At 51.7% G+C, this 16,330-nt stretch carries 13 protein-coding genes; 7 read left to right on the forward strand and 6 right to left on the reverse strand.

The window, feature by feature from the left end; translation table 11 throughout:
- The first annotated feature begins 204 nt into the window (after window positions 1-204).
- The 7 genes from DW800_RS15620 (at window position 205) to DW800_RS15650 (ending at window position 9,595) form a co-directional block, all read left to right on the forward strand.
- The gene (locus tag DW800_RS15620) at window positions 205-1,104 is read left to right on the forward strand and encodes a helix-turn-helix domain-containing protein (protein WP_005836667.1); all 900 of its coding nucleotides are present in this window, start codon (window positions 205-207) and stop codon (window positions 1,102-1,104) included.
- Between the two features lie 99 nt (window positions 1,105-1,203).
- Window positions 1,204-2,613 (forward strand): precorrin-3B C(17)-methyltransferase, encoded by a 1,410-nt coding sequence (gene cobJ / locus DW800_RS15625; protein WP_034529850.1) that lies wholly within the window; start codon window positions 1,204-1,206, stop codon window positions 2,611-2,613.
- Between the two features lie 99 nt (window positions 2,614-2,712).
- Window positions 2,713-3,978: a precorrin-6y C5,15-methyltransferase (decarboxylating) subunit CbiE gene (gene cbiE / locus DW800_RS15630; protein WP_119958191.1), complete on the forward strand. Its 1,266-nt coding sequence runs from the start codon at window positions 2,713-2,715 to the stop codon at window positions 3,976-3,978.
- A gap of 11 nt (window positions 3,979-3,989) precedes the next feature.
- Entirely contained in the window at window positions 3,990-5,843 is a 1,854-nt protein-coding gene (cobM, locus tag DW800_RS15635; RefSeq protein ID WP_005836662.1) for a precorrin-4 C(11)-methyltransferase, read from the forward strand.
- A gap of 32 nt (window positions 5,844-5,875) precedes the next feature.
- Complete coding sequence (cbiD, locus tag DW800_RS15640) at window positions 5,876-7,771, forward strand: cobalt-precorrin-5B (C(1))-methyltransferase CbiD (protein WP_119958192.1); 1,896 nt, start codon at window positions 5,876-5,878, stop codon at window positions 7,769-7,771.
- On the forward strand, window positions 7,768-8,442 hold the full coding sequence (locus DW800_RS15645; protein WP_119958193.1) for an outer membrane beta-barrel protein: 675 nt from the start codon (window positions 7,768-7,770) through the stop codon (window positions 8,440-8,442). The genes cbiD and DW800_RS15645 overlap by 4 nt, the downstream gene beginning before the upstream one ends.
- Before the next feature lie 67 nt (window positions 8,443-8,509).
- A complete protein-coding gene (locus tag DW800_RS15650) occupies window positions 8,510-9,595 on the forward strand; it encodes a linear amide C-N hydrolase (protein WP_119958194.1) in 1,086 nt (361 codons plus the stop codon).
- A gap of 13 nt (window positions 9,596-9,608) precedes the next feature.
- Here DW800_RS15650 and DW800_RS15655 read toward each other — a convergent pair whose 3' ends face one another.
- The 6 genes from DW800_RS15655 to DW800_RS15680 form a co-directional block, all read right to left on the reverse strand.
- The gene (locus DW800_RS15655) at window positions 9,609-10,988 is read right to left on the reverse strand and encodes an MATE family efflux transporter (protein WP_005829402.1); all 1,380 of its coding nucleotides are present in this window, start codon (window positions 10,986-10,988) and stop codon (window positions 9,609-9,611) included.
- On the reverse strand, window positions 10,985-12,004 hold the full coding sequence (locus DW800_RS15660; protein WP_005829404.1) for an ABC transporter ATP-binding protein: 1,020 nt from the start codon (window positions 12,002-12,004) through the stop codon (window positions 10,985-10,987). The genes DW800_RS15655 and DW800_RS15660 overlap by 4 nt, the downstream gene beginning before the upstream one ends.
- On the reverse strand, window positions 11,997-13,034 hold the full coding sequence (locus DW800_RS15665; RefSeq protein ID WP_119958201.1) for an iron ABC transporter permease: 1,038 nt from the start codon (window positions 13,032-13,034) through the stop codon (window positions 11,997-11,999). Before DW800_RS15665 ends, DW800_RS15660 begins: the two co-directional genes overlap by 8 nt.
- The gene (locus tag DW800_RS15670) at window positions 13,034-14,203 is read right to left on the reverse strand and encodes an ABC transporter substrate-binding protein (protein ID WP_035448401.1); all 1,170 of its coding nucleotides are present in this window, start codon (window positions 14,201-14,203) and stop codon (window positions 13,034-13,036) included. Before DW800_RS15670 ends, DW800_RS15665 begins: the two co-directional genes overlap by 1 nt.
- 102 nt (window positions 14,204-14,305) lie before the next feature.
- A complete protein-coding gene (locus DW800_RS15675) occupies window positions 14,306-15,661 on the reverse strand; it encodes an FAD-dependent oxidoreductase (protein ID WP_119958195.1) in 1,356 nt (451 codons plus the stop codon).
- A 4-nt stretch (window positions 15,662-15,665) separates the two neighbouring features.
- Complete coding sequence (locus DW800_RS15680) at window positions 15,666-16,256, reverse strand: DUF417 family protein (protein ID WP_005829413.1); 591 nt, start codon at window positions 16,254-16,256, stop codon at window positions 15,666-15,668.
- Window positions 16,257-16,330 lie beyond the last annotated feature (74 nt).

The raw sequence follows: 16,330 nt of genomic DNA on the forward strand, positions 1-16,330 counted from the left end.
AGCAAGCGTAAAAGGGCTACACCTTTTACATACCAAGGCTACACCCTTTGCTCCGGATGGCTACACCATTCCGGACAAAGGGTGTAGCTCTTTTCAATGTACACAGATTACGGACATTTGTAACCATATTACGGATTCCTCCTCCTGCGATATGGAACTTTCCGGATTATTCTCTACATTTGTACAAAACTAACAGGAACGTTTATGGAAGAAGTAATCAAGCTCAATGCTGTAGACCAATACAACAAGATGTTCGGTCTCGAAACCCTGCATCCGCTGGTCAGCGTAGTCGATTTGTCCGAAGCCACCGGATATCCCAGGCATTTCACCTTGAACTATGGCGTATACGCCCTTTTCCTCAAAAACACCAAATGCGGAGACATACGCTATGGAAAACAGTATTACGATTACCAGGAAGGCACGGTAACCAGCTTCGCCCCGGGCCAGGTGACCGAGGTCAACATGCTGGAAGGTATGCAGCCCAGCGCCTCCGGCCTGCTGTTCCACCCCGACTTGATAAAAGGCACCTCGCTGGGACAGGGAATAAAGCAGTATTCCTTCTTTTCCTATTCCTCTACCGAGGCACTGCATTTGTCCGAAGACGAGAAAGAAATCTTCCTCGACTGTCTGAAGAAGATTAAGATGGAAATCCAACGCCCCATCGACAAGCACAGCAAGGGTCTGATTGCACGCAACATCGAGCTACTGCTGGACTACTGCATGCGTTTCTACGAACGCCAGTTCATCACCCGCTCGGCAGCCAACAAAGACATCCTGATGAAATTTGAAGCACTGATAGACGACTATTTCCAGAGCGACAAACCGCAGACCGAAGGACTGCCTTCCGTGAAATACTTCGCAGACAAAGTGTTCCTCTCCTCCAACTATTTCGGAGATTTGGTGAAGAAGGAAACCGGAAAGACGGCGCAGGAATATATCCAGAACAAAATCATCGACCTGGCCAAAGAAATGATTATAGGAAGCGGGAAGACGGTCAGCCAGATTGCCTATGAGCTGGGATACCAGTATTCGCAGCACTTCAACCGCGTGTTCAAGAAGAACGTAGGCTATACTCCGAGCGAATACCGGCACTTACAGGTTTAGACAATAAGGATTCACCACAGATTACGCGGATTAACACAGAGTTTTTTCGGTTTCATCAAATATAAGTTCTATCTTTGTATGCCAATAGAACATATGGATATGAAACACCCCAAAATAATTGTTGCCGGCATCGGACCGGGCAATGAATCGGATATAACTCCCGCCGTAATTTCCGCTTTGCAAGAATCAGATGTAGTGGTGGGATATAAGTACTATTTCCAATTTGTAACCCCTTATCTCCACCCCTCAACAGCATGCATAGATACCGGCATGAAGCGTGAGCGCGCCCGTGCCGAGCAGGCTTTCGAGCTGGCGGAGCAGGGAAAGACGGTCTGCGTCATCAGTTCCGGGGATGCGGGCATTTATGGTATGACGCCGCTTGTCTACGAGATGAAGCGGGAAAGGAACAGCGACGTAGAAATCGTTTCGCTGCCGGGCATCAGCGCTTTCCAAAAGGCAGCCTCACTGCTGGGAGCTCCCGTAGGACATGACTTCTGTGTCATCTCCCTTTCAGACCTGATGACTCCCTGGGAACGTATTGAAAGACGTATCACCGCAGCCGCTGCCGCCGACTTCGTGACGGCAGTCTACAACCCCAAAAGTGAAGGACGCTACTGGCAGCTTTACCGCTTGAAAGAACTCTTTCTGCAGGAAGGACGCTCACCGGAAACGCCCGTGGGATATGTGCGCCAGGCAGGACGCCCGGAACAAGCGGTACACATCACCACGCTGGGAGATTTCAATCCCGAAGAGGTGGATATGTTTACAGTCGTATTGATAGGCAACTCACAGTCCTACGAATGGAACGGAGCCTTCATCACTCCGCGCGGCTATTACCGGGACACGAATACCGAAGCCACGGGCATCGGGCAAGACATCATGATTCGCAGTTTCCGTACCATCGAAAAGGAACTGAAGAACAAGCATATTCCCCTCGACCATAAATGGGCTTTACTCCATGCCATACATACCACCGCCGATTTTGAAATGGAGCATCTGCTGCATACGGACGAAGGTGCCGTGGCTTCCTTGTATCAAGCCATCGAGAAAGGCGGAATCAAGACGATTGTCACAGACGTCACGATGGCAGCCAGCGGTATCCGCAAAGGAGCTTTGCAGCGGCTGGGCATAGAGGTGAAATGTTACCTCGGCGACCCGCGCACGGCGACGATGGCTGCAGAGAAAGGCCTCACCCGTACCCAGGCAGGCATCCGCCTGGCTGTGGAGGAGCATCCCGATGCTTTCTTTGTATTCGGCAATGCACCTACGGCACTTATGGAACTCTGCGACCTGATACGTAAGGGCAAGGCACATCCGGCGGGCATTGTTGCCGCACCGGTAGGCTTTGTGCATGTGCAAGAGTCCAAACACATGGTGAAACCCTTTACGGAAATACCCAAGATTATCGTAGAAGGACGTAAGGGAGGCAGCAACTTGGCTGCCACGCTGGTGAACTCCGTGTTGTGCTACAACGATGCGGAGCAGTTGCGCCCGGGCAGGGATGTGTAAGTGAAAAAAGACATTCCATAACATTACTTGTTACGACCGATAACATTACTTGTTATGCCCCTTTACATTACTTGATATTTTCATAAGATTACCCGTTGAATGAAACACAGATTTATAATCATAGGAATGGATGACAACCGTTCCCCCTTCTTTCCACCGGAAGCACTGGCGCAGATACGGAAGGGGAAGGTTTTCTCCGGTGGCATACGGCATAAGGAGATTGTCGGTCCTCTGCTGCCTGCCGGGGCCGAATGGATTTCCATCACCGTACCGCTGGACCACGTCTTTTCCCATTATGAAGAAATATTTACCCGCTTCGAAGAGACGGCTACGGACGACTCCATCATTGTATTCGCGTCCGGCGACCCGTTATTCTTCGGTTTTGCCAATACCATAAAGCGTAAGCTTCCCGAGGCAGACATTCTGCTCTATCCCGCTTTCAATTCCTTGCAGACATTGGCACACCGCCTCGTCATGCCGTATGACGACATGCGCACCGTCTCCCTGACAGGACGCCCGTGGCAGGAGTTCGACCGTGCCCTCATAGAGCATGTACCCAAAATAGGCATCCTCACCGACCGCGAACATACCCCGGTCACCATTGCCGCCCGCATGCTGGAATACGGGTACTCCCACTACACACTATACATCGGCGAGCATCTCGGCAATCCCGAAAAGGAACGCATACGCCGGATGACACCCCGGGAAGCGGTTTCCGGTGACTTCGAACATCCCAACTGCTTGCTGCTGGACAGCCATCTCGGACAATGCCGCACAAACTCCCTGCACGGTAGCGAAGCCCCAGACTTTCCAGTCCGTCCCTTCGGCATCCCCGATGAAGAGTTTGCACATCTTGACGGACGCGCCCGCATGATAACCAAGGCTCCCATCCGCCTGCTCACCCTGCAGGCATTGGAACTGAACCGCCGCCGCGTCTTCTGGGACATCGGTTTCTGTACCGGTTCCGTCTCCATCGAAGCCCGCCTGCAATTTCCTCATCTCGCCGTCATCTCCTTCGAGATACGCCCCGAAGGAAAAGAGCTGATGGACACCAACTCCCGCCGCTTCGGCGCACCGGGCATTACGGCGGTAACCGGAGATTTCCTGCACACCGACCTCACTCCCTTTGCCCGCCCCGATGCCGTCTTCATCGGTGGACACGGCGGACATCTGGAGGAAATGATAGAGAAAGTGAAACAAGTGCTGCACCCCGAAGGCTGCATCGTCTTCAACTCCGTATCGGCAGAAAGCAAGGAGGCGTTCTGCCGAGGAATCGAGCGGAACGGAATGGTGCTCCACCCTTCCACCCATATCGCCTTGAACGAATATAACCCCATTGAAATTATGAAAGCCACGCTTTCTTAAACATACCCATTATGAAAACAGCTATTATTCTAATCTCCGAAGCCGGTTTGAGCATAGCCCAATCACTACTCAACGAACTTCCCGACTCCGAAATCTTCACCCTCAGGCACGAAGAGGGATGCACACATATAGAATCCGCCGGCAAATTCACAGCGGAAAACTTCAACCGCTATGATGCCTTTGTCTTCATTGGCGCCATGGGAATCTGTGTCCGCACCATCGCTCCTTGCGTGAAGAACAAATATACCGACCCTGCCGTGGTTTGCGTGGACAGTACCGGTAAATTTGCCATCTCCGTACTTTCCGGACACATCGGAGGAGCCAACGAACTGACCCACCAGGTAGCGAATATCCTCGGGGCCGAACCGGTAGTCACCACGCAAAGCGACTGCACCGGTCTATGGGGACTCGATACCCTGCCCCAACGTTTCGGGTGGTTTCCGGTCATCAACGCCGAGCCCTCCACCCTCCTGTTGGCAGAACTTGCCAAGACGCCCGAAGAGAAAAAAAGAGTATGCATGAACGAGCATATCAGCCTCTTCGTTTCCGGCAAGCCCACCGCCCTGCTGCTCACGGTGCGCAATGAAGGCACGGACTGGATGGAGGCGCACCTGCCGCCTCATGTAGAAGTATTCTACCGGGTGCAGGACATTAAACCTTCACGCTTCAAACTGATTCTGTGCGTATCTCCCCAAGTCCCCAACTTCCCGGAAATGCCTATGATATGCTACGTGCCCTGTGTCGTACACCTCGGCATCGGCCTTGCCCGGCTGGCAGGTCCCGTACGGAAAGTGGAGAAAGAGATTATGAACACGCTGAAGGAATACGGTATCATGCCCCAAAGCATCGCCTCCATCTCCACGATTAAAGCCAAAAGTGACGAACCGGTAGTGAAAGCGCTCCAAAAGAAGTTCCCGGTCTACTTCTATACAGCCGAGGAACTGGCAGAGATAGAGGTGCCCCATCCCAGCAAAACCGTCATGAAGCACATGGGTACCCCCAGCGTCAGCGAAGCCGCCGCCTTACTGAGTGCAAACAACTCCCGGCTGCTGGTGCCCAAGAAGAAAGGAGAGAACTATACCGTGGCCGCCGCCCTTGACATAAGAACTGTGCGCCAGGGCCACATCGAAATAGTGGGTGCCGGCCCGGGCGACCCGGACCTGGTTTCCGTACGCGGACGCCAAATGCTGGAACGCGCCGACCTCATTCTGTATGCCGGCAGTCTCGTTCCCAGGGAGCTGACTCTCTGTGCCAAGGCCGGTGCTACCGTACTCAGCTCCGCTTCCATGGATTTGGAGGAACAATTTGAAGTGATGAAGAAGTTCTATGACAAGGGAAAATTCATCGTACGCCTGCATACGGGTGACCCTTGTATCTATGGTGCCATTCAGGAACAGATGAACTACTTTGACCAGCACGGTATGAGCTACCACATCACCCCCGGCATATCCTCCTTCCAGGCGGCGGCAGCTGCCTTGAAGTCGCAGTTCACCATTCCGGAAAAAGTGCAAAGCATCATCCTAACACGCGGCGAAGGACGCACGCCCATGCCCGAACGCGAAAAGCTACATCTCATGGCACGCTCACAAAGTACCATGTGCATCTTCCTCAGTGCAAGCATTGCAGAGCAGGTGCAGGAAGAACTGTTGCAGGAATATCCGGAAACTACCCCCGTAGCTGTCTGCTACCACTTGACATGGAAAGACGAACAAATATTCAGGGGGGAACTCAAAGACCTTGCCAGGATAGTGAAGGAAAATAACCTCACCTTGACAACCATGATTGTCGTAGGCGAAGCCATCGGCAACCGTGAAGGTTTGTCACGGCTCTATGCACACGAGTTCAAGCATCTGTACCGGAAATAAATCAACGATTAATCACCCATAAACATTCAAACATGATATTAATATTTGGCGGAACCACCGAAGGACGCATAGCCATCCAAACCCTTGAAGAAGCCGGAAAAACTTTCTACTATTCTACCAAAGGGGATGAGCAGGACGTACTTCTACATAATGGCATCCGCCTGCAAGGCGCTATGGATGCAATAGAAATAGAAACATTCTGTGCACAGCATCACATAAAGCTGCTGATAGACGCCGCGCACCCCTTTGCCACACAGCTGCATGAGACTCTGGAACAAGTCTCCGTGGAATCGAATATCCCCGTCATCCGTTTCGAGCGTATCTTCCCGGAACGCGATGAAGAACACATCACCTGGTGCAGAGATTATGACGATGCCATTGAGAAGATACAGAAAGAAAAGATTTTCATCTTACTTGCACTGACCGGCGTACAGACCATAGGTAAGCTGAAGCCTTTGTGGCAGAATGCCTGCTGTTACTTCCGCATCCTTGACCGTGACAGCTCGCGCAAGCTCGCCCGGGAACAAGGTTTCTCCGAGAAGAACCTCTACTACTACACGCCCGGAGAAGACGAGCAAATCCTGATGAAACAGCTTCATCCCGAAGCCATACTCCTCAAGGAAAGCGGGATATCCGGTGGATTCTGCGAGAAGGTGGAAGCTGCCCGGCAACTGGGTATACGCATCTTTGCCATCCGACGCCCCGAGACATCCGGCAAGTTTATCTGTGTAAACGGCGAGCATGGCCTGCGCCGCATAGTCGAGAAACATTTACCCGACTTCTTCCCCCTGCGCAGCGGACTGACTACCGGAACATGTGCCGCCGCTGCCGCCGTAGCCGCCACCTGGGATGTATTCAATATCTACTTCAAAAAGCGTCCTACGGAATTTCCGGTAGTTCTTCCCAACGGAGAAACCATACAGGTTCCCGTAGAGCCGCAGCACCATATTCCCCACTCCGACCTTCTGGAAAACGGTGACGGCATGTTCGAGACAAGCGCTACCGTCATCAAGGATGCCGGCGACGACCCGGACATCACCAACGGGATGAAAGTTGTGGCCAATATAGCCATACCTTTCCGCATAGACGACCCGCTGCCGGAAGACACTCCCCAGGACGACTACAACATCATCGTCTGCGGCGGCGAAGGCGTAGGTGTCATCACCATGCCCGGTCTGGGACTTGAGCTCGGTAGCTCTGCCATCAACGACACCCCACGCGAAATGATAAAGAAGAACGTCAAGCTATGGCTTGAACGCCTCCATATTGCCAAACAGCCCAATCCTATTCTCATTACCATCTCCATCCCCGGTGGAGAAGAAATAGCCAAACGCACCTTCAATCCCCGCCTCGGTATCGAAGGAGGCATTTCCATTATCGGGACCTCCGGCATCGTGAAGCCATTCTCCTCGGAAGCCTTCATCAATTCCATCCGGAAGTCCATGGAAGTGGCAAAGGCAACCCGGAACCCTCGTATCGTCATCAGCTCCGGCGCAAAGAGCGAACGTTTCATCAAGGCGTATTATCCCGACCTCCCCACCCAGGCTTTCGTGCACTACGGCAACTTTATCGGCGAAACCTTGAAAATAGCAGCCGAAGAGCAAGTACCGCACGTCACCCTCGGCGTGATGATGGGAAAGGCCGTGAAACTGGCCGAAGGCAATCTAGATACCCACAGCAAGAAAGTGACCATGAATAAGGAATTCATTCAAGACCTGGCACGCCAAGCGGGATGCAGCGAAGAAACACTTGCCGCCATCGGACAGATGAACCTGGCGCGCGAACTTTGGGACATCATTCCCGAAGAGCTGCTGGAAAAGTTTGGCAAGGCACTGATTGAGCTCTGTCACCGGCACTGTGACCCCTTGCTGCCCAACAGCGAACTAACAGTATTACTCATAACCGAAAACGGAAAAATTTACTCATGAAGAAGAAGATAATCATTACCGTCTGTATGGCAATGACCGTACTGACCGGTCTGGCACAAAGCCCGCTGTCCTTTCATGCAAAAGCTGGAATCGGTACCTCCCATTTTCATGGAAAACACTCCAGTAGTGACACCCAAATAGCTTACAAAGCTGGTGTCGGTACAGAATATGTCCTCAACAAGACCTGGGTGCTGCAATCCGCATTGGAATTCGTGTCCATCGGCGGTAAAGACGAGATAAGCCACATCGGCAAGGCCAAAATGCATGAACTGTATCTGCAAATCCCCCTCATGATAGCGGCCCGCCTCCATCTGGGCAAGGATTATCATGCCTCGCTGAGTGTCGGCCCTTATGCGGCCATAGGTGTGGCAGGCAAGACTTCCGGTGAGACTTACGATTATAGCAGCAGCAGTATGCAGGGAGGATACCAGTTCAAGATAGACACTTTCGGCAGTATGGTAGACGGGAAAATGGGTAACAACCGTTTCGATGCAGGTATTGCCCTGGGACTTACTTTTGAATACAGAAGATTCATCATCGGTGCAGAAACACAAGTGGGACTGGTAAAAGTCAATGAGCAGATAAACCAGATGATAGGTCATTCGGAAGAAGGAGGATATTTTCCCAAGAACTTCGCCGCATTCTTTACGCTGGGGTACCGGTTCTGGTAAGGGAACATTTTGCCATACAGAGTTGTTTAGTATACAAACAGATACTCAACAATATAAACTGAATAATATGGCAAAAAGAATTCCTATCCTGCTGGCAGCAATGACAGCCCTCTCCTTCGCCCCTCAAACAGCAGAGGCATGTACCGGTATCACCCTGACGGCCAAAGACAATGCGCACGTCGTAGCTCGCACCATCGAATGGGGAGGCAGTGAGCTGAACAGCCAGTACGTCATCGTACCGCGCGGTTATTCGCAACAATCACTGACACCCGGAGGCAGTCTGTCCGGCATGGAGTTCACCTCACGCTATGGCTACGTAGGCCTGGCAGTGGAGCAAAAGGAGTTCGTGGCCGAAGGTCTGAATGAAGCCGGGCTCTCCGCCGGGCTGTTCTACTTTCCCGGATATGGCAAATACGAGGAGTACGACCCCACACGAAAAGCGTCGAGCATAGCCGATTTACAATTGGTATCATGGCTGTTGGGAAGCTTTTCTACTGTGGACGAGGTAAAGGAGGCTATTGAAAATGTAACGGTCATAGCCATTGACCCGCGTGCCTCCACCGTACATTGGCGGATTGCAGACAAGACCGGCCGCCAACTGGTATTGGAGTTCATCGACGGACAGCCCCGTTTCTATGAAAACAAACTGGGAGTATTGACAAACTCCCCCGGCTTTGACTGGCAGATGACCAACTTAAATAATTATGTGAACCTCTACCCGGGCAGTGCCGAAAGCAAATCGCTGGGCAATGTGACTATAGCCCCTTTCGGTTCGGGAAGCGGCTTTTTGGGAATTCCGGGAGATGTGACTCCCCCTTCCCGCTTTATCCGTGCCGCTTTCTACCAGACTTCTACACCACCACAGAATACCGCACAGGAAACCGTTCTCCAATGTTTTCAGATACTGAATAACTTTGATATACCCGTAGGCATCGAGTTTCCCCTCGGCCAGGTTCCTGCCAATATTCCAAGTGCCACCCAATGGACATCGGCCACAGATATGACAAACGGTATCATCTACTATCGCACCATGTACAACAGTACAATCAGAAGCATTGATTTGAGACAGATAGACTTCGGGCGCATCGAGTACCATGCAGCTCCCCTCGATAAAGTGAAGCGGCAACCGATAGTTCCCGTGAAAATTGAATAGGGACGCAGAAACTTCAAGATTGCCGCTGTTGCAGTTGTTCCGCCTCCTTCCTCTTCATCTCCGCCAGCACCCCGCAGGTCAATGGAATGGCGAGGAAGAAGGTCAGCATGTCCGACGCCGCCTGGCACATCTCCACCCCTTTCAGTCCTAAGAAATAAGGAAGAATGAAGATGAGGGGGATGAAGAACAGCCCTTGACGGGCAGAGGAAAGTATCGTAGCGCGTACGGGCTTGCGGATAGTCTGCAGCATCATGTTGCTGACCACAATCCATGCACCCAACGGATAGGTGATGAACTGCCAGCGCAATGCTGCCGCACCGGTAGCTACAACAGCAGGGTCTCCCTTGCGGAAGATGGAGACAATCTCCTCGGCATATCCCATACCTGCCACCGCACAAACCAGCAAAAAGAAAAAGCCTACCTTCACACAGAACCAGAATCCTTGGCGCACTCTGGCATACAGCCCGGCACCATAATTGAATCCGCATACCGGTTGGAAGCCTTGCCCGAAACCAATTAGGAAAGCATTGATAAACATAGAGATACGCGTCACAATGGACATCCCTGCAATAGCTGCGTCACCATATGCACCGGCCGCCACGTTCAGCAAAATGGTTGCCACGCTTGCCAGTCCCTGCCGGGTGAGTGACGGAGTTCCACCCCCAATAATTTCCTTGATGAAAGCCAGTGTAGGCGTAAAGTTTCTGTAACGTATACGTATATTTCCTCCTCTGCGCCCCATATATAGCAAAAGGATGAAACTACATATCTGGCTGACTACTGTGGCAAGTGCGGCACCGGATATGCCCATATCGCATACAAAAATCAGGATAGGGTCGAGCACCACGTTGATGACCGCCCCACTCACAATCCCCACCATGGCATACGCCGCATTACCTTGAAAACGTATTTGGTTATTCAGCACCAATGAGGCGGTCATAAAAGGAGTACCCAGCAGAATGATTCCCAAATAGCGCTCCGTATACGGAAGAATAGTAGGCGTCGACCCCAAAGCAAGGGAAAGCGGTGTAAGGAACAGCAATCCCAGCACAGCCAGAGCCGCTCCGATAAACAAGGCAAAAAAGAAGCCGGTGGATGCCATCTTCTCGGCACTCTCCGTTTCCTGCGCCCCCAACTTACGGGAGATGTAGTTCCCCGAACCATGACCGAAGAAGAATCCCACAGCCTGGATAATGGACATCACAGAAAACACGATACCTACGGCAGCCGTAGACTGGGTATTTATTTTACCCACAAAATAGGTATCTGCCATGTTGTAGAAGGACGTCACCAGCATGCTGATGATGGTCGGCACAGCCAATGACGTAATCAGCCGGGGGACCGGAGTCGTCGTTAAGTGGACATAATTATCCTTTGCAGAATGGTGCATCATAGGGAATGGAATGACAAGACTATTTGCAGCAATTTCTCAATGGAGTACACTGTTACCGGCTCCTTGCCCGGTCGATGGAATACGAAGCTGCCGTCTCCCTTCAAATCTCCGGTTTCGATATAAATCTCCGATTCAACATTCCGGTTTGCCAGAATCCCGTTTCTCTGGAGTGCCTTGCGCACCATGGCATACTTCTGCCCGTGGCCCGCCAAGCGTATCTGGGAGGTATATTCATTGGCTACCCTGAACAGTCCCGTTTCCAAATCAAAGGCAATACCCTTACGGGCAAAGAAGTTGCTCAGGCTGCCGTTCAACGAAAGGTCCTCGGGAGTACCGATAGTTACGCCGTTCACCTTGTCCATCAGCCATATTTTGTCCGCTATCTGCAGGGCCAGTTCCAGGTCGTGAGTAGAAAGGAAAATCGTCTTGTCCGTTTGCCGGCTGAGCTGGTGAAGCAGTTGCATCATCTCTACTTTACTGGGAAAATCAAGGAAAGCTGTCGGTTCATCCAGATAGATGACGGGAGTTTCCTGGGCGAGCGCCTTGGCTATCATCACCTTCTGCCGTTCACCGTCACTCAGCGTATGCACCATGCGGTGTGCCAGGTGGGGAATGCCTACCAGGGCGATGGATTTGTCCACCACAGTCTTGTCCTCTTTCGAAAGAGTTCCCCAGAAACCGGTGTAGGGGCTACGCCCCAGACCTATCAGTTCTACGACGGACATATTGCGTATATCGCACTTCTCCGTCAGCACCACACTAATGACGCGCGAAAGCTGCTTGTCGGTATAGTCCCCAATCTCTTTTCCTTCAATAAATATGTTTCCTCCAAGTTTTGGCTGGAAGGCAGACAACGTACGAAGCAGCGTGGACTTCCCCACTCCATTAGCTCCCAACAAGCAAGTCAGCTCACCACTGTTGATTCCGGCGCAAATGCCGTCTGCCACCACTTTCACATCCCCCTTACCGGGGTAACCGATGGAAAGATTCTCTATATGTATGGTTTCCTTATTCATTCAATTCTCCTTTCCGTTTTCTAAAAAGTACAGAAGCCACTACCGGCGCACCTACCAGTGCCGTCACCGAGTTGACCGGCAAAGCTCCCTCGAAGCCGGGCATACGGGCTATCAGATTGCAGACCAATGCCAGGGAAGCGCCTACCAGCAATGTGGCAGGCATCAACACCCGATGGTCCGAAGAGTGGAAGATGGCACGGCACAGATGGGGAACCGCCAATCCGATAAACATAATCGGACCGCAATAGGCCGTTACAATAGCCACCAGCACACCGGAGCATGAGATAACCAGCAGGCGTGCCCGCTTGATGTTCAGTCCCAGATTGCGTGCATAGCCATCGCCCAGCAGCAACAGATTCATCGTCTTTATCAGCAGGAAGGACAACGGAAGCAGCACAGCCATGATGCAGACAAACAGCACCATCTGGTCGCCCGAAACACGGGCAAAGCTACCCAATCCCCAAATGACATATGCACGTATATCTTCCTCCACACTGAAATATTTCAATACGCCGATGACGGCACTTGCCACATAGCCTATCATCACACCGATTATCAGCAGCGTCACGTTGCCCTTCACCTTCTGGGAGACATAAACAATGAGCGCCATCACAGCCAGCGCACCGATAATGGCGGCAACCGACAAGGCAACCTCGCCCATATACCCCAAACGGCTCAATGCCACACCGCCCATCGCCCCGGACAGCAATACCACACAAGCCACACCCAGGCTGGCACCTGAACTGATGCCCAATACCGAAGGCCCTGCCAGCGGATTGCGGAACACCGTCTGCATCTGCAGACCGCAGACTGACAGCCCTGCTCCCGCCACCAATGCCGTCAACGCTTGGGGCACGCGGGACTTCCAGATAATATTCTGCCAAATAACGGATTCATCCGTATTTCCCCACAATATGTTCCACACGGAGCGCAGAGGAATGTGAACCGACCCCAAAAGCAGGTTCAGCAGGAAAAAAAGAAAGATAGATGCCAGTGTCAGCAACATCAACGGAAGTACGGGTCTTTTTATCATTTCAGCAGTTCGTAGTAAGTCGGTTTATAGTCAGGCAACAAATCGGGATGGAAAGCATGTATCAAGTCTTCCAATACAATTTCGGGCTGCATGGGCATACTTTCGTAGAAGGGTTTCTCACGCATGTTGCAGTATACCACTCCCTTCTCACGGAACGCACGGAAGTCGGCATAACGCGGGTCGAGGGACTTCAAGGCATCATACGTGAATGTCCCGTCATAGCTGTTGACAATGCGCCAGTAATCGGCACTCTCCGCCTGGCTATATACGGTTTCAAAATCCAGCGTGACACCTCCCGAACGGGGATCGTCTTTCAAGAAATAATCCGCACCGGCATCACGGAACAGTTCGGCAAGAAAGCTCTTTCCTCCCACTGCATACCAGTTGCCACCCCGTATCTCGCCGCTGAATACCACCGGACGCTTCTTCACGTTGGCAGCCAGCTCCTTCAATTCGTTATAGCGCTTCTCTATCGCAGCAAACTTTTCATTCGCCTCCACTTCCTGGCCTATAAACATGCCGATGAATTTTATCCATTCAGCCTGCCCCAACGGGGTCATCTCCTTATATCCCAAATGGGGAACCAGTGGAATACCGATTTCCCGCATGGCATCATATCCGCCCCGCTTGAAAGGAGAGATAAAGATAACATCCGGATTCATGCTCATTATCACTTCATTATCAAAGTTCCCTTCGATACCAATCTTCACGGTCTCGCCGGACTTCAAACGGTCGTTCATCTCCTTGTTGAAGAGATGGCGCGTACTGGTGATGCCCACCACATAATCGCAGGCATCCAGACGGATGAAGTTGGAAAGTTGCAGGGATGTCATACACATGACGTGCTCTACCGGCGTTTCAATCACCGTATAGTCGCTCGGTATTCCGACAGGCTTTATGCCTTTCGGTACCAGCGCATAGTGGAAAGTGCTGCTGCTTTCTTTTTGAGGGTCGTGTATATCCACCAGACGGACATGGTGCGGAAGATATTTCACCGTATAGCCTTTGGCATAGCACGGCACAATGGTAGCTGCCGTGTCTGTCGTAACCGGAGAATAGCCCGTTTCGGAAGAAGATTCGGTAGTAGTCTGTCTTGATTTTAAGCCGCAAGAGGTTACGCATAAAATGCACAGCAGTGCAATGCCTATGGCAGATATCCGGGTCATGACTATTGGGGTTTATAGAATTCGGGCACAATATTCGTCATTTTTGGGGAGATACGCAAATGCTCTTCCTGCAAATTGACGGATATTGTGCCTAAATAATCTTTAAAAGCCCATCAAGTCATTCAGTGCTTCACTCATGCTGGGATGTGTAAAGACAAAATCACGGAGGAAGGTATATTCCTGCCCGGTCTTCATAGCCATTGCCACCAGGTTGATGACCTCGCTCGATTCCGGACCAAACAGCGTACATCCCACTATCTTGTCCGTATCGGCGTCCACCACCACCTTGAAGAGTCCGTTCGTATCGCCCAAAGTCCTGGCACGCGGAATGGCGGCTACCGGCAGCTTGTTGACCTTTATATTCAATCCCTTCTTGCGTGCTTCCGCTTCGCTCAGCCCGATGCGTGAAAGCGGCGGGTCGATGAATACCGAATAGCTCACCGGGTCACGGTCGGACACCTTGCGTTCTCCCGCCCCGAAAAGGTCTTCGCGCAGAATGCGGTAATCATCCAAAGAAATGTAGGTGAACTGCAAACCGCCCTTTACATCACCGATAGCATGTATCTTGGGGTTGGTAGTCTGCAAATAGTCGTCCACCACAATGGCTCCGCGCTCATTCACCTCTACACCTGCCGCCGGCAGATTCAAGCCAGCCGTATTCGGACGCCGGCCGGTAGCCAGCAGGATGGCATCTGCGTGTAACTGATGTTCCTCTCCCGTGACCGCATCCCGGTAAATGACGTCAGAGTCTTTCACGGACTGCACGCGTGCATTCAGCCTGAAAACGATTCCTTTCTGTTCCAATACCTCCCGGACACTGTCCGCAATGTCCCGGTCCTCCCGGGATATCAGTTCGGAAGAGCCCTCGAGCACCGTGACTTGCGAACCGAATGAAGCATACATGGAAGCAAATTCTAGTCCGATGTATCCCCCACCTACAATGACGAGCTGTGCCGGCAGCTCAGTCAGTTCCATAATGGAGGTGCTGGTATATACCCGTGGGTTACCTTGTATCCCCTCTATCGGTGGAATGACGGTTTCGGCACCCGTATTGATGAATATCCGGGGAGCTTGCAATTGTAATGTCCCTTCCACCATCCCAACTTCCACCACATCCGGACCTGCAAAGGAGCCGATACCCGTATAGACCGTTATATGAGGATTGTCGGCCAGATTGTGATAGTTCTTCTGACGCAGGAAAGAGACGACCTCTTCCTTCCTTGCAATGGACTGACGATAGTATGCCTTCTTGACCTCCCAAGAAGCGTCTTTGTCCGCATGCTTTGCCGCATGCACCAATGTTTTTGTGGGAATGCAACCGATATTGATACATGTCCCTCCGTACATCTTTTCCGAACGCTCCACTACGGCAACGTCCAGCTTCCGTTTTGCCAACTCGGCAGCCAATGTCTTTCCGCCTTTGCCGAATCCGATGATAATGACATCATACTGTTTCATACGTCTATTTCCTTAATTGGTTCAATACTCTTTTTGCACTGTCAGACAGTACGACAATGGCACCGGCAAGAATGGCCGTATCCTTGATGACCAAGCGCCCTGCCCCCGTCAGCAACGGAAAGCCGTGCTCCCCGCTTCCCAAGTCGGGCACCCACACCTCAGGGGTTGTCACCAGGAAAGAGAGGGTACCTATTGTCATGACAATGGCCAGTGCGGCTCCCGCCAGTCCGATTTTCGGAGAGAATATCCCCAGAAATGTCAGAATGCCGATGGTCATAATCAGAATGCCCAGACCGTGAGAGAAACCATACGTATTGTTCTCCACGTGCCACTGATGTTTCGCCTCATTGAACTCGCCCTCTTTCAGCTTATACTCCTTGTACTCCGGGGCACTCTTTGTATAAAAGAAGCTCATGAACGGGCTGTTCGCCACAAAAGGGACAATCCCTTCAGCCTCATAATTCCAGAATTTCAACCCACCAATCCATACGAAAATAACCAGGATGGCTACACGAATCAAATTAACACCCAACTTTTGAGTGGAAGCGGCCAGCGTCAACGCAGCCATAAACAAGTTTTGCAATTTCGTTTTCATCTTTGTTCTACTTTTTAAATGGTTTCAGTAATATGACTTGATTTTTGTTTTTGCAAAGTTCCTTGTTTTCCACC

Source organism: Bacteroides sp. AM32-11AC (genome assembly GCF_003603515.1).
Classification (GTDB): Bacteria; Bacteroidota; Bacteroidia; order Bacteroidales; family Bacteroidaceae; genus Bacteroides; species Bacteroides uniformis.

Bases quoted from the DNA above. Each gene is read 5' to 3' on its own strand.
- DW800_RS15620 (WP_005836667.1), top strand. From the start codon at position 205: ATGGAAGAAGTAATCAAGCTCAATGCTGTAGACCAATACAACAAGATG.
- cobJ (WP_034529850.1), top strand. From the start codon at position 1,204: ATGAAACACCCCAAAATAATTGTTGCCGGCATCGGACCGGGCAATGAA.
- cbiE (WP_119958191.1), top strand. From the start codon at position 2,713: ATGAAACACAGATTTATAATCATAGGAATGGATGACAACCGTTCCCCC.
- cobM (WP_005836662.1), top strand. From the start codon at position 3,990: ATGAAAACAGCTATTATTCTAATCTCCGAAGCCGGTTTGAGCATAGCC.
- cbiD (WP_119958192.1), top strand. From the start codon at position 5,876: ATGATATTAATATTTGGCGGAACCACCGAAGGACGCATAGCCATCCAA.
- DW800_RS15645 (WP_119958193.1), top strand. From the start codon at position 7,768: ATGAAGAAGAAGATAATCATTACCGTCTGTATGGCAATGACCGTACTG.
- DW800_RS15650 (WP_119958194.1), top strand. From the start codon at position 8,510: ATGGCAAAAAGAATTCCTATCCTGCTGGCAGCAATGACAGCCCTCTCC.
- DW800_RS15655 (WP_005829402.1), bottom strand. From the start codon at position 10,988: ATGATGCACCATTCTGCAAAGGATAATTATGTCCACTTAACGACGACT.
- DW800_RS15660 (WP_005829404.1), bottom strand. From the start codon at position 12,004: ATGAATAAGGAAACCATACATATAGAGAATCTTTCCATCGGTTACCCC.
- DW800_RS15670 (WP_035448401.1), bottom strand. From the start codon at position 14,203: ATGACCCGGATATCTGCCATAGGCATTGCACTGCTGTGCATTTTATGC.
- DW800_RS15675 (WP_119958195.1), bottom strand. From the start codon at position 15,661: ATGAAACAGTATGATGTCATTATCATCGGATTCGGCAAAGGCGGAAAG.
- DW800_RS15680 (WP_005829413.1), bottom strand. From the start codon at position 16,256: ATGAAAACGAAATTGCAAAACTTGTTTATGGCTGCGTTGACGCTGGCC.